18 protein-coding genes are annotated in these 16,653 nt (G+C 37.8%); 14 read left to right on the top strand and 4 right to left on the bottom strand.

All coding sequences use genetic code 11. From position 1 onward, the window contains the following. Positions 1-4: 4 nt before the first annotated feature. The 3 genes from M0G43_RS11405 to M0G43_RS11395 form a co-directional block, all read right to left on the bottom strand. The gene (locus M0G43_RS11405; protein ID WP_248026634.1) at positions 5-1,474 is read right to left on the bottom strand and encodes an SLC13 family permease; all 1,470 of its coding nucleotides are present in this window, start codon (positions 1,472-1,474) and stop codon (positions 5-7) included. Positions 1,475-1,617: 143 nt separating this feature from the next. Beyond that, positions 1,618-2,445 carry a ferritin-like domain-containing protein gene (locus M0G43_RS11400; protein ID WP_248026633.1) on the bottom strand — a complete coding sequence of 276 codons (828 nt, stop codon included), beginning with the start codon at positions 2,443-2,445 and terminating at the stop codon, positions 1,618-1,620. 30 nt (positions 2,446-2,475) lie between these two features. Further along, on the bottom strand, positions 2,476-3,228 hold the full coding sequence (locus M0G43_RS11395) for a ferritin-like domain-containing protein (RefSeq protein WP_248026632.1): 753 nt from the start codon (positions 3,226-3,228) through the stop codon (positions 2,476-2,478). Positions 3,229-3,518: 290 nt separating this feature from the next. Between M0G43_RS11395 and M0G43_RS11390 the strand changes: the two genes are divergently transcribed. From M0G43_RS11390 to M0G43_RS11325, 14 genes are all read left to right on the top strand, one after another. Further along, a complete protein-coding gene (locus M0G43_RS11390) occupies positions 3,519-4,760 on the top strand; it encodes a hypothetical protein (protein ID WP_248026631.1) in 1,242 nt (413 codons plus the stop codon). A gap of 49 nt (positions 4,761-4,809) precedes the next feature. After that, positions 4,810-5,289, top strand: coding sequence for a hypothetical protein (locus M0G43_RS11385; RefSeq protein WP_248026630.1), 480 nt, complete (start codon positions 4,810-4,812; stop codon positions 5,287-5,289). Positions 5,290-5,313: 24 nt separating this feature from the next. Beyond that, positions 5,314-6,597, top strand: a complete 1,284-nt coding sequence (locus M0G43_RS11380) for an APC family permease (protein WP_248026629.1) — start codon at positions 5,314-5,316, stop codon at positions 6,595-6,597. 9 nt (positions 6,598-6,606) lie between these two features. After that, positions 6,607-7,485: a mechanosensitive ion channel family protein gene (locus M0G43_RS11375; RefSeq protein ID WP_248026628.1), complete on the top strand. Its 879-nt coding sequence runs from the start codon at positions 6,607-6,609 to the stop codon at positions 7,483-7,485. Between the two features lie 44 nt (positions 7,486-7,529). Further along, the gene (locus M0G43_RS11370; RefSeq protein ID WP_248026627.1) at positions 7,530-7,952 is read left to right on the top strand and encodes a DUF1801 domain-containing protein; all 423 of its coding nucleotides are present in this window, start codon (positions 7,530-7,532) and stop codon (positions 7,950-7,952) included. A gap of 137 nt (positions 7,953-8,089) precedes the next feature. Then, a complete protein-coding gene (locus M0G43_RS11365; protein WP_248026626.1) occupies positions 8,090-8,515 on the top strand; it encodes a hypothetical protein in 426 nt (141 codons plus the stop codon). A 295-nt stretch (positions 8,516-8,810) separates the two neighbouring features. After that, positions 8,811-9,617 carry a LytR/AlgR family response regulator transcription factor gene (locus M0G43_RS11360; RefSeq protein ID WP_248026625.1) on the top strand — a complete coding sequence of 269 codons (807 nt, stop codon included), beginning with the start codon at positions 8,811-8,813 and terminating at the stop codon, positions 9,615-9,617. Between the two features lie 93 nt (positions 9,618-9,710). Further along, positions 9,711-10,916, top strand: a complete 1,206-nt coding sequence (locus M0G43_RS11355; protein WP_248026624.1) for an intradiol ring-cleavage dioxygenase — start codon at positions 9,711-9,713, stop codon at positions 10,914-10,916. A gap of 544 nt (positions 10,917-11,460) precedes the next feature. Beyond that, on the top strand, positions 11,461-11,769 hold the full coding sequence (locus M0G43_RS11350; protein WP_248026623.1) for a hypothetical protein: 309 nt from the start codon (positions 11,461-11,463) through the stop codon (positions 11,767-11,769). Beyond that, positions 11,763-12,134 carry a hypothetical protein gene (locus tag M0G43_RS11345; RefSeq protein WP_248026622.1) on the top strand — a complete coding sequence of 124 codons (372 nt, stop codon included), beginning with the start codon at positions 11,763-11,765 and terminating at the stop codon, positions 12,132-12,134. The genes M0G43_RS11350 and M0G43_RS11345 overlap by 7 nt, the downstream gene beginning before the upstream one ends. A gap of 215 nt (positions 12,135-12,349) precedes the next feature. Then, complete coding sequence (locus M0G43_RS11340; protein ID WP_248026621.1) at positions 12,350-13,888, top strand: YifB family Mg chelatase-like AAA ATPase; 1,539 nt, start codon at positions 12,350-12,352, stop codon at positions 13,886-13,888. Between the two features lie 72 nt (positions 13,889-13,960). Beyond that, a complete protein-coding gene (locus M0G43_RS11335) occupies positions 13,961-14,464 on the top strand; it encodes a hypothetical protein (protein WP_248026620.1) in 504 nt (167 codons plus the stop codon). 11 nt (positions 14,465-14,475) lie between these two features. After that, a complete protein-coding gene (locus M0G43_RS11330; RefSeq protein ID WP_248026619.1) occupies positions 14,476-15,204 on the top strand; it encodes a hypothetical protein in 729 nt (242 codons plus the stop codon). Positions 15,205-15,343: 139 nt separating this feature from the next. Beyond that, entirely contained in the window at positions 15,344-16,006 is a 663-nt protein-coding gene (locus tag M0G43_RS11325; RefSeq protein ID WP_248026618.1) for a sensor histidine kinase, read from the top strand. A 56-nt stretch (positions 16,007-16,062) separates the two neighbouring features. On the opposite strand, the gene M0G43_RS11320 is transcribed toward M0G43_RS11325, so the two are convergent. After that, positions 16,063-16,629, bottom strand: coding sequence for a DUF1579 domain-containing protein (locus M0G43_RS11320; RefSeq protein ID WP_248026617.1), 567 nt, complete (start codon positions 16,627-16,629; stop codon positions 16,063-16,065). Positions 16,630-16,653 lie beyond the last annotated feature (24 nt).

The raw sequence follows: 16,653 nt of genomic DNA, 5'->3' as shown, positions 1-16,653 counted from the left end.
CCGTCTAACCTCTCAACTCCTCCGGAAAACCCTCAACTACCAAATCCCACAGCATTGGCAACACAAAATATACAAATGCCGTCAGGATAATAATGGAGACAATATTCATCACAAAACCTTTACGTACCATATCGGGAATACGTAAATAACCAGAACCAAATACCACTGCGTTTGGCGGCGTTGCAACAGGTAACATAAAAGCACAACTTGCAGCAACTGCAGCACCCACCATCAACACAAACGGATGGATATCAACCGTCAAAGCCATAGGAGCGAGGACAGGTAGCAACATAGCGGTCGTGGCAAGATTGGATGTTATTTCAGTTAAGAAATTCACCGCAGCAATCAATAATAGAATCAATAAAATAGTGGTCACTCCTGCAAAGGTGGTCATCTGGTTGCCCAGCCATTGTGCCAAACCACTACTTTCGAATCCGTTGGCAAGTGCCATACCACCTCCAAACAGCAAAATAATTCCCCAAGGCAGTTTTACGGCATCATCCCAATCCATCAGTTTTACTTTTTTTTCTTTTGATGGAATTAAAAAAAGAACTATTGCAAAAACAATCGCAATGATGGTATCATCCAATCCTGGCAACAACTTATCAAACAACAACGAGCGGGTTATCCAGAAAAAAGCAGTTGTTCCAAATACCAAAGCCACCATTTTTTCCTCATAACTCACTTTGCCTAAGGCGCATTTTAGACGCATTATTTCCTGTTTGCCGCCGGGAAATTCTTTCTGTTTAAAACTGAAGGCATAAGTTGTCAAATATTTCCAACATAAGAATAGAAGTATGACAGCAATCGGAAAGCCAAACATAAACCACTGCAAAAAGGTAATCTCATAATCATAGGTATCAAGCACCACGCCAGCCAAGACAAGATTTGGTGGTGTTCCAATCAAAGTTGCGATACCGCCTATGGACGAACTATAAGCAATGGCAAGCATTAACGCTTTTCCGAACAACTGTGTTTCGTTTTCTACGGTAGCTGGGTTGTCCTTTAATTGGGTTATGATGGCGATACCAATAGGTAACATCATCACAGAAGTTGCCGTATTACTGATCCACATACTCAAAAAGGCAGTGGCTACCATAAACCCGAGGATGATTTTCTTGATATCAGAACCGATGACGTGTATAATGTTCAGGGCAATTCTTCTATGCAAATTCCACTTCTCAATAGCGATGGCAATGATAAATCCACCCATATAAAGAAAGACATATTTATGCCCAAAGGCACTCGTAGTATCATTCAATCCCAAGCCTCCAGTCAATGGAAACAAAACTATCGGTAACAACGCTGTCACAGCAATAGGAATGGCTTCCGTAATCCACCAAACGGCAATCCAAGCGGTAGATGCAAGCACGGCACGAGCTTCAGGAGAAAGCCCTTCTGGTTTAAAAAACAATAAAATCAGGACAAACAATAACGGACCTAATACAAAACCAATGCGTCTAGATGTATTCATAAGGAAGGATTAGCGTAACGAATATATGGAATTTTAAGCATTCATCGATTATTGGTTAATATGTATGCATTTGCTAAATTCATAAACAAAAAAAATCCGTCAATTTCTCGACGGATTTCTGTTGTTAGAGGGGAACCATTAGGCTAACTAACAATAAAAATACTGGCTATCGTAAGCACTTCATTCATTGTCAATGGTTCATCAAAGGCCTCTGTTACAGCAGCGTCACCACCAAACTGTCCAAACATTCCACTTAAATTTACGCCACCTTGAGTTGTGTTCGATTCTGGGGTAGAACCACCATAAATTGCAGCAAATTCAGTAGGCAATGTATTATTGCTTTGTGTAATCCATCCTTTTTCACCTCTCATTCGTCGTACTTGTGAAGCATGTCGAGCCTCAACAGAATGGATTTGCAGTGCATATTCCAATAGGGCATTGTCATTGGCAAGTGCTCCTGCTTGACCTTTGTAGGCACGCACACCAGTATCCTCAAATCCTTGTGCAAGTGCCATAAATGTTGGATAATCCCCAAAAGGGTCTAGGTTAAGTCCACCAGGTGCACCTGTAAAATCAAAAGTAGGTTCTGCCACAGCATTACTGCCTAATGCAGTTACTAAGAAATCGACGTGTGCATCCTCATGTTGTGATATTTTTGCAAATACAGCTTGGTCAGATGACGGAATCAATCCTGCGGCATCTAATCCTTGCTGATAAAAGCTTCTTTCAAGATATTCTAGGGTTAAAGCGAAGTTGAGTACATCCATCTCATCAGCCATTTCAGCGGCATATGCCATGCTTTTTGTTGCGGCTTTCGTTTTTGTACTAATAGCTGCCAAACCAAACGGAATGGAGGCAAGAGCTGCGCCTTTACCTAATGTCTTGAACATGTCAAAGGAATCTCTACGCGAACTTTTTTCGTTTAAAAGGTCTTTGTCAGAGAGTGTATCTAGAAATTTTAAAAAATTCATAATAATGGTTTTAGAAATTAGAAATTAGATTTACGATGTAGGAAGGTTATTGGCAGTAAACGGAGTTACCACAAAACCTGTAGCGGCTACAGCCTGCAATACATCGGCTGGAGGAGTTGCTTTATCAAAGGCAGGTGCAGTACCTAAACCTATTAAAATATCATCTCCCGCGAAATCAGCTGAACCAGGATTCAATAAATCCCTAATGGCTGCAGCGTGTCGTGCTTCGACCGAAACTATTTTTCCGGCAAGGGTCAAGTAAGTTACACCAGAAGCATCACTTACATTTATCAATTTTCCTGCACCATTATAGGCAGAAACACCAGTGTCTTCCAATATTTTGGCTACGCCCAATACGGAAGCTCTATCTGAAAAATTCACACTTGAAAAATCAAACTCTACTGTAGGAAGCACCATATCTGATGATACTACAGAGTTCAGAGCTGTTTTGAAAAATTCTCTGTGAATAACCTCATGGTTATATAAATCTTCTAAAATTTGTTTCTCATTGGCTGGAGCATTCATCCAGTAAGAACCTGCTAATACCTGCGTATAAAATGCAGCTTCTAATTGCTCTAAAGCGTAAGCATAATTCAAAATACCTACGTTGCCAGCGCCCAAATCAAAAACTCCTGGAGTAGGTGGTGGCATAGAGCCATCATCGTCACTGCTACAAGCGTATAGCAATCCAGTACCCACAAGTGCCATACCACTCAATTTGAGAAATTGGCGTCTTTTGTTTTCTTCTGGTTGCGGTTGCTTTTCTAAAACTTTGTCTTTCATATCTGTAGTTTTACGTTAAACATTTTCGGTTGTTAATTAAACCTTGTTACAGATGCTTACGCAAAAAACCAAAGAGCGGTTTTATAAAAGTGTAAATATTTCTTGTTTATTTTTGAAAACTACTGCTAACTATCTCATTTTTATTGTTCATTTATTCAAAGAAATCTTTCAAATTTTGAAAAAAAATAAAATAGATTATTCCTTTACGGGTTGTATATAATTGTGTGTATATCATTGACCATCATCCTTAAAATCATCTATATTTACTTTCTCATTTTTAATATTTTTATATGAGCTCGTTTAAAATCATTTTTCTATCCATATTAATTACCGTTTCTTCTTTTGCGCAAAATAAGACAACCGCTACTCAAATCCTGGTACCATATAAAGTTGCGGACCATTTTGGCATCGCTACACAGGAAGGAAAAATGTTGGTACAGCCGACGTTCGACCACATCGTACTCGGAGACATTCCAAATTTTTTTATTGGTTTTAACTATACTTCTTATAATGCTTATAAAACCGCATTGATTGTCAATGATAAAGTACTCTTGAAAGACCAAAACTACTTTGGTTACTATCCCACCAATGATGTTATTATTGCTGTGGCAAGGGCACAGGGCAAAGGTTCTGGATATTATTCTTTTGCACCTGAAGCGATGGATGTTTATGACTTTAATGGTAAAAAGGTATCTGATGAAACTTATAAATATGCCAGTGTCCTTGGCGATTTTGACAAGGATAACAAACTATCGCAAGAGCTTATATATCTTATTCATAAGGACGAAACGTATTCTGTTGTTTTATTTGATAAAAAAACGAGTACGTTCACTACAACTTTTATAAACAAAGCCAAAGACATTGAATTCGTAGATTTATACATGGTTTACCATCTTAAAGAAACCACCATTAAATATGTCAATGCAAATAACCAAGGGCATGAACTAAAAATTGGTCTCAAAGACCAAAAATTTGTCAAAACCTTTGAAGGTACTTTCAAGGTTGAACCACAGAGAAACGACTATGATATTTATAATGATGTGGTTGCCGTACCAGACTTTGATCGAGAAATGATTCCTGCACCTAAAGTTACAGCATCTGAAATTACCATGGATGTCATCGAATTTCGGAAAGACCGGGACAGCTACAAACCATCCACACTATTTATAAAAACTAAACAATTAGACCCTACATATTCCAAATTGGTTTTCGATGGTACTAAACGTGGTCTCTATCTCACTAAAAAAGAACAATTTATCATTGAGTCAAAGTACGACGCCATCTATCAAGCCGATTTTAAGGGTATCCATGCCAATGGCTATATTTTACTGAATGATGACGTTTATACCATCAAAATGTACAATTTTGGAGGAAAGGAATATGCAATTAGTGGCACCTTTCAGTACATGCCTTTTGTGTCTTTTGCCGAATACACCAATCCAAATACACATATCATCAGTCTTTATGATCAAGCGGGCAACTTTCTTTATTACGCTAACCAAGATGGAACTGTATTTTATAAAGAAAAGTAACTAATTTCTTTTTAATCATACTAATAGGTTAATCTTAAACTAATTGATTATGAATAATAAACAATTGATTGGCTTCTTGGGGCTAGGAGCCTTTAGTGCCTTAAGTATTCTGTCGTTTGCATATTTATTGCAGGTGATGATACGTGATGCTAATTTTTTAATGAACATAGAACCCAAACTCAATTTCTGGATAACCGAAAGTCTTACATTTTTAATTTTCATAATAGTATCATTGCTATTTCTCACTTGGTCTTCTCAAAACCTTGAAACATTGAAGAAATCCATTAAGAAAGCATTGGTAATTTCAATTGCAACATACTTCTTGATTAATGTATTTCAATTTATATATACCTTTTACGGTACCCAATATATAATGGAAAAGAGTATGGAAAATATGAGCGATTACTATGATTATTTAAAAGAAAATCCACTGTATCGAACATGTAATTCTATTGTAGTATATATTGAGTATATAATTTTTGGATTGATAGTGTTTTTTAAAATGAAAGAAGAAAATTCCCTAAATTAGTACTCCAACCACAATCTTACTAGCATGCCATCATCCAATAAAATCAACCTTAAAGATGCCATTTCCATAGGAATAGGCGGTATGGTAGGAGGTGGTATTTTCGCAGTGTTGGGTTTGGCAGTCTCCTTGGCAAAAGGAGGTACACCAGTGGCGTTTCTCTTTGCAGGCATTCTGGCGCTGATCACTTCTTACAGCTACGTACATCTTTCAAAGGCGTTTCCCGATCGTGGTGGTACGGTTAAGTTCATCAATCAAGGTTTTGGAAAAACGGTCTTCAGTGGCGCCATCAATAACCTATTATGGATTAGCTATATCGTTATGCTTTCACTTTATGCCTCGGCATTTGGCTCGTATGCACCAAACTTATGGGACATCACAGCAAACAAAACCATCGATTTCCACATTTATGCCAGCGGCATCATCATTGTAGCAACTGCCATCAACTATTACAGCATAGCAGTCGTTGGAAAAATCGAATCTTATGCTGTCATCATCAAACTTATTATTCTATTGGGTTTCATTGGTATTGGCGCTTATGGTCTTATGGGCAATCCAAATTTGGAGCAATTGGCAATCACTAATTGGGAAAATCCTGTGATGCTCTTCGCAGGCGGTATGGTAATTTTTGTGGCCTATGAAGGTTTTGAACTCATTGCGAACGCTGCTCCAGATATCATCAATCCCGAAAAGAACATTCCTAGAGCCTATTACAGTTCGGTGATGTTCGTCATTCTATTATATATCATTATTGCTTTGGTCACCGTAGGTTCCTTGCCTTTTGACCAAATCGCCAAAGCTGAAGATTACGTCTTGGCCGAAGCAGCAAAACCCATGCTTGGTCAGGTAGGCTTTACCATCATTACCATTGCAGCGCTCATCTCTACATTTTCTGCCATCAACGCCTCACTGTATGGTGGCAGTAGAGTCAATTATGAAATAGCTGAAGACGATGAACTCCCACACCACTTTCTAGCCAAGTTTTGGAACCAACCCATCGGTCTGCTCATCACCGCCATCGCCACACTTATATTAGTCAATTTATTACAGCTCGAAAGCATCTCAATGGCGGGTAGCATCGGCTTCATACTCATTTTTGGCATTGTCAATTATGTAGGCTTTAAGCTCGCATCTCAAACCAGTTCAAACAGATTCATCCCATTGATAGGCTGTATCCTTTGCGGAATTGCCCTAGTAATTCTCATCAAACAACAATGGAGCACAGACCTTACGGGCATCCTCGTTTCAGTTGGAATTATTGTATTCTGTTTCGTGGTGGAATGGATTTTTAAAATGTCTGAAAAAAAATAGCAATAACTCATGGTAGAAAATTTAGAAAAACTATTGCAAAATTGGGAAGGCTCCGTTACCACCTATATGCCCAAAATACTTGTCGCGGTTGTAGTGTTGGTCATATTTATTTTGCTTGCAAAGCTTGTTAAAAACGCAAGTATCAGTATGTATTCAAAATCCATCAAGGTACATCCAGAAATAGCCAATATCCTAGCGTCGCTCATCTACTTTTTTTTCATTCTCTCTGGCGTATTCCTATCCCTAAAAATACTCGGTTTAGAGGAAATGCTCACACACCTGTTGGCTGGAGCCGGAATCATTGGTATCATAGCAGGCTTTGCCTTTAAAGATATAGCATCAAATATTTTTGCTGGTCTATTGCTCAAAGTGCAACGACCTTATAAAATAGGCGATTGGGTTAGCATTGATGACCAATATGGGTTGGTACAAGATGTCGGCTGGATTACAACAAGCATCAAAACCGTGCCAGGACAGGAAGTATTCGTGCCCAATCAAATTGTATACAGTAGTACATTTACAAACTATTCTACTTGGGGCAAAAGGCGCATTATCCTAAAGACGGGCGTATCCTATGGAGATGATTTGGAACATGTAAAAACGGTAGCCCTAGATGAGGTAAAGAAAATAGCTCAATTGTTACCCGAAGAAGGGGTTGATTTTTACTATACAGATATAGGAAGCTCAACTTACGATTTTATACTCCGTTTCTGGATAAAATTTGAATCAAACGACGACTTCTGCAGAGGTATGGACGGTGCCATCACAAGCATCAAAAAACGATTCGAACAAGAAAACATCTCCATAGCCTATCCTGTTACAACCCTAGATTTTGGTGTAAAAGGTGGGGTCAATCTATTCGACAAAAGCATTAACATTAAGTCATAAAATAGTTAGAAGACTCCGAACTATTATTTAAAAATATAAATCTCATGGCCATTAAAACAAAACAGCACGACGGCGACGTCACAGAATTCATAAATACGTTTGCAAATAATGAGCAAAAGCGCAAAGATAGCTTTGAGCTATTGGAGTTTATGCAAGAAGTCACAGGCTATGAGCCAAAAATGTGGGGACCATCCATCATAGGTTTTGGTCAGTATCACTATAAATCCGAACGCAGTAGGCAAGAAGGCGATTGGCCTTTGGTAGGATTCTCGCCGCGTAAGGCAGCCATTTCCCTATATGTTTACACAGGAGCGAAGCAACACGAATATCTTCTAAAAGATCTCGGGAAATTCAAAATGGGTAAGGCCTGCATTTATGTCAAAAAACTATCCGATATCAACAAACATGCTCTAAAAACCTTGATGCTCGAAAGCATTGCCTTTACCCAAGATAAGTATGGTAAATAATTGATAACTAATTGCTCCCTTGTTGGTGTTTGTCACCAACAATTATTTCAACAGATTTTCATTACATTTATAAAACGCTAATCATAATCTAAAAATTCTAGATGAACATCCTGCTTTTTATATGCCTCTTCGCGTCAATGAAACCTTCAAGCATTAATAAAGATGACAAAATATTTATCCAATCAAGTAGCCCCATTAACGGACAGATTTTAATTATTGAAGAAGACGACTATTCAGTTTGGTGTTACATTTTAGATAAAAACAAATCTGAAATTGAATTCTCGGGTTTTTTATGTTCAGTTGGTGATCCTACAAAAACTAATTTAGACCTTAATAAGATTAAAGATTCAGGACTTCCTCCGCCATTAATTGCCAAATACGCTAATGAATACAGTTATAGCAAAAATTTAAAAGAATCAGATATTAGCATCAAATGGTTTGAAACTAAAGTTGAGATATTTATCAAAGGTGAAAAATATCTGCTAATGGATTTGGAGGACAAAATCAGTTATTCAAAAGGACTTTCTATGGATGGACCTTATGGCAAAATGTTATCAAAATAAATTGGACAACTTGAACAAACGTAATATGCCGTCACAGGCGGCAAACACCAATCGGCAGTATAGGCATCAAGGCGTTAAAAATTCGTGAAGCCTTGAAGCGAATTTAGCCTTGTTATGCCGGTTTTGCTCGAATGAGCAAAAATACCTCTCGATTGGGAAGGTCTTTTTTGGTTCGTTTTTTGGACCAGCAAAAAATGAACAATTATCGTTATGTTTTCCTACATCAATCCCAACTCAAAAAACACCTCCTAATAAAACTCCCAATTATTCTGTAAATTAGTAGCTAAACATCTCAATGCTACACGCACTATCCATATCACCATACCTCAAAGGCGATAAAATCGGCAAACTAACACTTTACATTGCCGTTGTGTTGGTAGTATTTCTAGTAGCAATAGGGCAAGACTTCATACAAAGCAGGCTCAAAGAAACTGGTTTCTACCTTTCAGAATCTGCTTTATACAACAGTTTTTGGGTTTTTGTAATTCCATTGACGCTTCTGCTGAAAAAACTTGCACAACGCCTAAAATCCCTAACGCGTTGGCTCAAAGTGGGGTTGATTCCAGTGCTGTCATTGGCAAACAGTCTGCTGCATTGTCTGGTGTTTACATTATTTTTTGTTGGGATTAGCAACATTCTATTTTCTCCAGCACACCAATTTTCGCATATGTTGGGCACCGTTTTGTCAAACCAATTTTACATCATTGCTTTATGGTATGCAGCTGTATGTACATTTCATCTATTTGTGCAAAAAACGGTATCAGCGCCCATAGTTTATAACGATACCATCCAAGTTAAATCTGGTTCAAAACTTGTCAATATTCCTGTGCCAACCATTCAAATGGTTGTCACCGATAAGCCCTATTCCGCCATCATCACAGAACATCAAAAACTGTTGGATGCCAAAACCCTCAAAGACTTTGAGGAGCACCTCAACCCAAACCAATTCTTGCGTGTTCATCGTTCATCCATCATCAATGCCAATGCCATCACACAACTACAATCTAGAAGCAATGGCGATTATGATGCCACCTTGCAAAATGGAGAAGTAGTTCGCTTGAGCAGACACTACAGGGCCAACTGGCAACAGCTCCTCCAGTAGGCCATTCAACCACTCCACATAGCGTAAAGCCTTATGTTTTAAGCCTTGGTTGACCTTTTGAATTCCTACTTTTAAAATCAAAATTTCAACACTATGAAACGTATTTTTTATTGTATGCTTTTTCTTTTTCTCGGTTTGATGCTGCATAATTGTAAAGGTCAAACCACAAATCCAACGAATATTACCTGGAGTGAGGACTTTGACAAAAATCCGCCGTTCTATTATAAAATGCCAGAGGTCCTCACCGCAACAGATACGAGTCCGCTTTTCAAGAAAGATGGACAAAAAATCCTGCTCACAGGCAAGGTTTTCAAACGAGATGGTGTTACACCAGCTTCAAACGTCATTTTATATTACTATCAAACCAATACCAACGGAGTTTATGAAGTAAACGAAGATGAGCCACGCAATATGCCCAAAAACAAATTAGGTCAAACCCAAGGGTACATAAGAGGTTGGGTCAAAACAGATAACGCTGGCAAGTATGCAATATATACCGTTCAACCAGGTTCATATCCCAGTAGGGATGAGCCCGCACACGTGCATATCAATGTAAAAGAAGACAGTATGAAAGAACCCTATTATCTAGATGATTTTGTGTTTGATAATGATGTATTATTGACTTCAATAAAGCGACAACGTATGGAAAATCGTGGAGGCAGTGGTGTCATCCGTTTTGTTGAAAAAGATGGTCTGCTGATTGGCGAGCGCAACATTATTTTAGGGTTGAATATTCCAAATTATCCCATTAAAAGTAAAACCATAACCACGTCAGGAAAACAAGTAGGAGAGGACCTCCATTCGTTTACGCCATATCACGCATATGGCCCTGACAAAGGCACCAGAACCTGTCCCATTTGCAAATATGGTTGGTATCACGGCATTCTCTATACGGTGGGCAACAACCCAAATTGGGACGACGTCAAAAAGTGGCTAACCTTTCTTGAAGGCGAAAGCATTGCCAGAGAAAAGTATCTAAAAGTCTATTTTATTTATGGTGATAAAGAGAATTATAATGAAGCAAAACGCACCCAACAATTAGAAGCTCTTGGTAAAGAATTGCAACTAAAAAATATAGCACTCACCTTCGTACCTTCTCTAAACGACACCACTTCAGAAATCAATCTCAATAACTTTAACCCAGAAGTCGAAAGCACCATCATCATGTACAAAAGAAGTACGGTTATTGCCAACTTCACCAACCTAAAACCAACCCCAGATAATTTCAATAAAGTATCTCAAATCCTCGATAACAGCACCAATGAGTACTTTAAAATGCCTAGGTTTACCAATAAATAGTTGAAAGTATTTAAACTCTATTTTGAATTATATCTGCTTAAGAATCTAATAAAAGAGATTTTTAGTCAGGAATCAGTTATCTAAAATCTACAAAATGTTTATTTCTGTCAACGAATGGTTTTTTCCTGCCAAGAAGTTGTAAACTGAAGCCTAACAGTAGTAAACTGTCATCTAGGAGTAGTAAACTGTCATCTAGGAGTAGTAAACTGTCATCTAGGAGTAGTAAACTGTCGTCTAGGAGTAGTAAATTGTCACCTAGGAGTAGTAAACTGTCGTCTAGGAGTAGTAAACTGTCATCTAGGAGTAGTAAACTGTCACCTAGGAGTAGTAAACTGTAGTCTAACAGTAGTAAACGGTAGTCTAGAAAAACGCTCTGCAACCCCAGTAAAACCTCAAAAACACCCCTAAAATGAGCTCTAAAATTAGCCATTAAAAACATTAAAAATCAACATAGGTATCATTGGTTTTAATTTCGTATATTAGTAAAGTGCTATTATGTTATATATCAAGTAAGTAGTTAAATAACTTATAAAACCTTGTAATCATGAAAACACAACCAATTGTCCTAATCACCATGCTACCCTTTATGGCTATCGCACAAGTAGATGTACAACCCAATGCACCAGCAAGCGCCACCCAACGCGTTTTAGACAACATCGCCGCCTACGATAAACACTTTGAAACTACGCTCGTCAACGATACTAAATTCTATGATTCACATCCAAAGATAGATATCAACAAACCTATTAAATTTTCCAAGACGCGTATTCAAAAGTCAAAACACGTCTTTAAAGACGAAACAGTTGAATTGAAAAAGATAAAACTTAAACCGTTGAAAGAATTTAAATGGTAAAGTTTTTTAAAAAGAGTTTGAGATGCATTAAGATATTCATCATTATTTTTGTTTTTCTTTCCTGCTCAAAAGATAAATTGGTGGAATATCAATACTTTAATGAAGATATTGAACTACACGCCTATGATTATAATAACGATCGAAAACCCGACGAATATGATTTAGTGGCTGTTATATGTAAACAGGATTCTTTTAAACGAACACGGATCTTCAAGATTAAAGAAGGTCTTCAGAATGTCGCAATAGATAATAAGACCATTCACATCACATTCAATTGCCTCAATACTTATGAGCCAGTGATCAAAAAAACGGACAGCATTTGTGGTTACAACATTGTGTATACCGAAGTGATTGCTTGTAAATAATAGTAATCTATCAGAGAATTATTGATTCTTTTCATAGAATACATACACCCTATAATTTTTTCGAAATAAAATAATTCAATTTTTGTTATTCAACTTCTGACTTTTAAAACGGTTGGCGTTTAAAAATCTATAACCATATAAGAAACTAAAGCCACCTCAAACTATTGCTTTGAAATTAAATCCGTTCTCCATACATTTAGTCCAAACTAAACTATATGCTAAAAAAAGTCTTCGGTAGTGCCGTGTTTGGCGTAGAAGCAACCACCATCACCATAGAAGTCAATGTCAATAACGGAGTAGGATACCACCTCGTAGGCCTCCCGGATAATGCTATCAAAGAAAGCAATTACCGCATTGCCGCAGCACTTCAAAACAATGGTTATAAAATCCCTGGCAAAAAAATAATCATCAATATGTCGCCCGCAGATCTTCGTAAAGAAGGTTCTGCCTACGACCTCACACTTGCAATTGGCATTCTCGCCGCTACTGATCAAATCAAGGCAGAGCAATTGGAAGACTACATTATCATGGGAGAACTCTCGCTCGATGGTAGTTTGCAGCCCATCAAAGGCGCTTTGCCAATTGCCATAAAAGCACGAGATGAAGGTGTCAAAAATTTCATTCTTCCCATACAGAATGCCAAAGAAGCCGCTATAGTTGATGGTCTGAATGTCTTCGGTGTAGAGAACATTGAGCAGGTCATCCTTCATTTTGATAAAGGCGAACCCTTGCCACAAACCATCATTAACATTGAAGAAGAATTTTACAAAAACCTCGACTATCCAGAGTTCGACTTCGCGGATGTAAGAGGGCAGGAGGGCATTAAACGCTGTATGGAAATCGCAGCAGCAGGTGGCCACAACATCATTCTCATTGGGCCACCGGGAGCAGGAAAAACAATGCTCGCCAAAAGATTGCCCAGCATCTTGCCACCAATGACGATGCGAGAAGCCCTTGAGACCACAAAAATACATTCGGTTGCTGGACGCGTAAAAGCAGATACTGGATTGATGACACAGCGTCCATTCCGAAGTCCTCATCATACCATCTCGAATGTAGCGCTTGTTGGTGGCGGTAGTTATCCGCAGCCAGGTGAAATTTCTCTTTCACATAATGGTGTTTTATTTTTGGATGAATTACCAGAGTTCAAACGTGAAGTATTGGAAGTGATGCGCCAACCATTGGAAGATAGAGAAGTCACCATTTCAAGAGCGAAGTTCACAATTACTTATCCAAGTAGTTTTATGTTGGTCGCCAGTATGAATCCAAGCCCAAGTGGTTACTTCAATGACCCAAATGCGCCGATGACATCGTCTCCAGCAGAGATGCAACGCTACCTTGGCAAGATTTCAGGACCACTGTTGGATAGAATAGACATTCATATTGAAGTGACACCAGTACCCTTTGACAAATTATCAGATGACAGAAAAGGTGAGCACTCTGTTGATATCAGAAAGCGTGTGATGCAAGCGAGAGAGCGACAAACGAGTCGTTTTCAAGAATACGATGCCGTACATTACAATGCTCAAATGAGCACCAAACAGATTCGTAAATACTGTGTCTTGGATGAGCCTTCAAAAGAATTGCTCAAAACCGCTATGGAACGTTTAAACCTTTCTGCAAGGGCGTATGACCGCATTCTTAAAGTAGCACGCACCATTGCAGATCTAGATGGTGAAGAAGCTGTAAAGGGGCAACATATAAGTGAAGCTATACAATATAGAAGTCTCGATAGAGAAGGGTGGTTAGGTTAATAAAAGTGAAAGATGTAAGGCATTTCAAACTTTTTTAATAAATTTAAAGCATCAACCGTAAAAACTAACCAGATGAAAAACATTGTAACCTTTTTAGTAGGAGCACTTGTAGGTGCCGGTATCGTATATTTTTTATGCTGCAATGATGATACTGAAGAGATCATCGGCACACCAAAGGGCATTATAACACCAGCGGAAGCTAGCGCATTGGATGAGGCTTTTAACTCTAGACACCTCTTGATAAGCGATTCTATTGTAAAACGCCCAGACAACCGCTCGTCTTGGTATTCGCTTCAGGATGTACGAGATTACTTAACTATTGCAGAAAAACAAGCCACAGGACTTGGCTATAAAATGAATGGTGTTAGAATCTATTTAGGTGCTTACCCAGATACTGCCAATGAAGTTGGATATACAACAATGTTCTTTATACCTACCGGTAATGAGGTCACAGCTGAAAGTAATATGTTTAATTTCAAAATGACACAAACTGGAGGAAGTTCAGACATTCCTGGCGGTAAAGGTTTGAACGCAGGTATTCCAGGCGATCCACCATCAGCAAACTATCCTCAATAACACAAAACAGTTTGGAAGCCTACTTTGCCAAGAATTACTTTTATATCTTAAATGAAGGTGTCATCATTCTAGCTACAATTGTGGGTTTGCTCCATTTTAAAAAATACAAGCAGGCTAATACACGCTATTTTATCTATTTCTTGGTGTATGTGATGATTATTGAGTTATTGGGTTATTATCCCAAATTTGCTTATGTAGACGATCGAATCACATTCATAGGAAAATTCGTTAAAGACACCATTCTGGAAAGGAATTTTCTGTGGTATATCATCTTTTGGTTATTGGGAAGTAGTATTTTTTTGAGCTTCTATTTTTATAGAATTATTTATAATCCAATCTTCAAAAAGATAATTAAATATTCAATAGTTATTTTTTTGATGTTCTCAATCTTATACTCCTTAATAAATTATAAGGTTTATTATGATGATGATTTAAAGTTAATATGGGTATTTGGAGGATTGCAAAATATTCTTTGTTGTGTTCTGTATTTTGTAGAAGTGCTTTTAAGCGACAGAATTATACGCTTCTATCGAACCTTTGAGTTTTACGTTGCGGCTGTTTTCTTTGTCTGGCTTTTGATTCGAGTCCCAATTACTTTTTATCAAATGTATTTTAATACTGCAGATTGGAACTTTATCTTCTTAAGAAGAGATATCATACTCTTTTCCAACGTGCTTATGTATTTGACGTTTATATTTGCATTCATATTTTGTAAACCTGATAACGAAGCATTTGTTTAGTATACTACAAATACAAGAAAGGGCTGTTAGCACAGCAGCAGAGCGATACCTATTAGTATACATGATAGGAGTGTTGGTAATTGTTACAGCACTTGTCATTGTCTTTTTCGTCGTCTTTCAAAAAAGAAAAAATAAATTGTTGCTCGATAAAATAAAACAGCAGCAAGAATTTGATGAAGAAATTTCGAGAACTCAAACTGAAATACAAGAACAGACACTCAAATATATCGGGTGGGAATTGCACGACAATGTCGGACAACTTTTAGCTTATGCCAATATGCAAATGAATATGCTAGCTACAAAAGCTGGCGATGATATGAAGGACATCGTTAAAAATACTTCAGATGTTATCAAAGAAAGTTTAAAGGAAGTGCGTTCGCTATCTCGGTCATTGAACAATGACGTGATTCTTAATATCGGCTTTGAACAATCCATTACCAATGAATTGAATCGGTTGAAACGGATGAAGTTTGCATCTGCGGAGTTACATATCAAAGGCGAGAAAAAAGAACTTCCAAACAAAAAACACGAGATTGTCATCTTCAGGATACTCCAAGAGTTTTTTTCAAATTCGGTTAAATATTCAGAAGCAAAAAGCCTTCAAATTGTTCTTGACTATCAACCATCAAAGCTGATCATCAAAGCTTCAGATGACGGAAATGGTTTTGATATGGAAAGTACAGATAAAGGCGCTGGACTCATCAATATGCAAAGTAGGGCAGAGCTCATCAATGCATCATTTGAACTATTTTCCAAACCAAATGAAGGAGTTCAGTTGACATTAACCTATCCATATCAATAAAAAAAGACTTTCAATATTATGCTGAAAGTCTTCTTCATTCTGGTTGGTTAAATAACTTAATCTTTGGCTCTGGTGTAAACAATTTCCATTGTTTTCATCTCTTGGTCACCTTGCACCATGTACATTTCAAATATGTGTGTATCAGGGGATTTTACTGTCAACTTTTCTTTCACTTTCATATCTTTACCGGTCATTGGGTCCGTCATATTTCCGGTTAAAGTAAGTGTTTTGGCAGCATCATTATACGTACCTTCCATATACATAATACCACTGCCCATATTGTCGATCCAAGTAGCTACAAATTTTTTATTAACGTTATCATAACCTGTGATACTTTCACCATGAAAAGGCATTCCCATCATATCTCCTGTGTGCGAGGAGCGCTGATATAAACCATTCATGATCATTTCATTTTTTGTGGTGGCATCGGATTCAGTCGCAGGCTGTGATGGATCCATCCACATTTTGACTTTCGCATTCCAATAGCCATCCATTGATGCGAGCCATTTGTGTTGTTCTCCTGGTTTCATGCTAGCTTCCCAAGCTTTCATTTCCTCTGGAGTTTGAGAAAAGGCAGATCCGCAACAGATTAAAATTGCGAATGCAGTGATTAGTGTTTTCATAATGAATTAATTTAAGTGTTTAGA

Origin of the sequence: Subsaxibacter sp. CAU 1640 (assembly GCF_023156585.1) — a bacterium.
Lineage (GTDB): Bacteria > Bacteroidota > Bacteroidia > Flavobacteriales > Flavobacteriaceae > JBPOFM01.
Note: the sequence above shows the minus strand (reverse complement) of the source record. Positions and strands in the feature narration are given on the sequence as shown.

What these genes read in the sequence shown, in the direction of transcription:
- M0G43_RS11405 (WP_248026634.1), bottom strand. Translation starts at nt 1,474, where the DNA reads ATGAATACATCTAGACGCATTGGTTTTGTATTAGGTCCGTTATTGTTT.
- M0G43_RS11400 (WP_248026633.1), bottom strand. Translation starts at nt 2,445, where the DNA reads ATGAATTTTTTAAAATTTCTAGATACACTCTCTGACAAAGACCTTTTA.
- M0G43_RS11395 (WP_248026632.1), bottom strand. Translation starts at nt 3,228, where the DNA reads ATGAAAGACAAAGTTTTAGAAAAGCAACCGCAACCAGAAGAAAACAAA.
- M0G43_RS11390 (WP_248026631.1), top strand. Translation starts at nt 3,519, where the DNA reads ATGAGCTCGTTTAAAATCATTTTTCTATCCATATTAATTACCGTTTCT.
- M0G43_RS11385 (WP_248026630.1), top strand. Translation starts at nt 4,810, where the DNA reads ATGAATAATAAACAATTGATTGGCTTCTTGGGGCTAGGAGCCTTTAGT.
- M0G43_RS11380 (WP_248026629.1), top strand. Translation starts at nt 5,314, where the DNA reads ATGCCATCATCCAATAAAATCAACCTTAAAGATGCCATTTCCATAGGA.
- M0G43_RS11375 (WP_248026628.1), top strand. Translation starts at nt 6,607, where the DNA reads ATGGTAGAAAATTTAGAAAAACTATTGCAAAATTGGGAAGGCTCCGTT.
- M0G43_RS11370 (WP_248026627.1), top strand. Translation starts at nt 7,530, where the DNA reads ATGGCCATTAAAACAAAACAGCACGACGGCGACGTCACAGAATTCATA.
- M0G43_RS11365 (WP_248026626.1), top strand. Translation starts at nt 8,090, where the DNA reads ATGAAACCTTCAAGCATTAATAAAGATGACAAAATATTTATCCAATCA.
- M0G43_RS11360 (WP_248026625.1), top strand. Translation starts at nt 8,811, where the DNA reads ATGCTACACGCACTATCCATATCACCATACCTCAAAGGCGATAAAATC.
- M0G43_RS11355 (WP_248026624.1), top strand. Translation starts at nt 9,711, where the DNA reads ATGAAACGTATTTTTTATTGTATGCTTTTTCTTTTTCTCGGTTTGATG.
- M0G43_RS11350 (WP_248026623.1), top strand. Translation starts at nt 11,461, where the DNA reads ATGAAAACACAACCAATTGTCCTAATCACCATGCTACCCTTTATGGCT.
- M0G43_RS11345 (WP_248026622.1), top strand. Translation starts at nt 11,763, where the DNA reads ATGGTAAAGTTTTTTAAAAAGAGTTTGAGATGCATTAAGATATTCATC.
- M0G43_RS11340 (WP_248026621.1), top strand. Translation starts at nt 12,350, where the DNA reads ATGCTAAAAAAAGTCTTCGGTAGTGCCGTGTTTGGCGTAGAAGCAACC.
- M0G43_RS11335 (WP_248026620.1), top strand. Translation starts at nt 13,961, where the DNA reads ATGAAAAACATTGTAACCTTTTTAGTAGGAGCACTTGTAGGTGCCGGT.
- M0G43_RS11320 (WP_248026617.1), bottom strand. Translation starts at nt 16,629, where the DNA reads ATGAAAACACTAATCACTGCATTCGCAATTTTAATCTGTTGCGGATCT.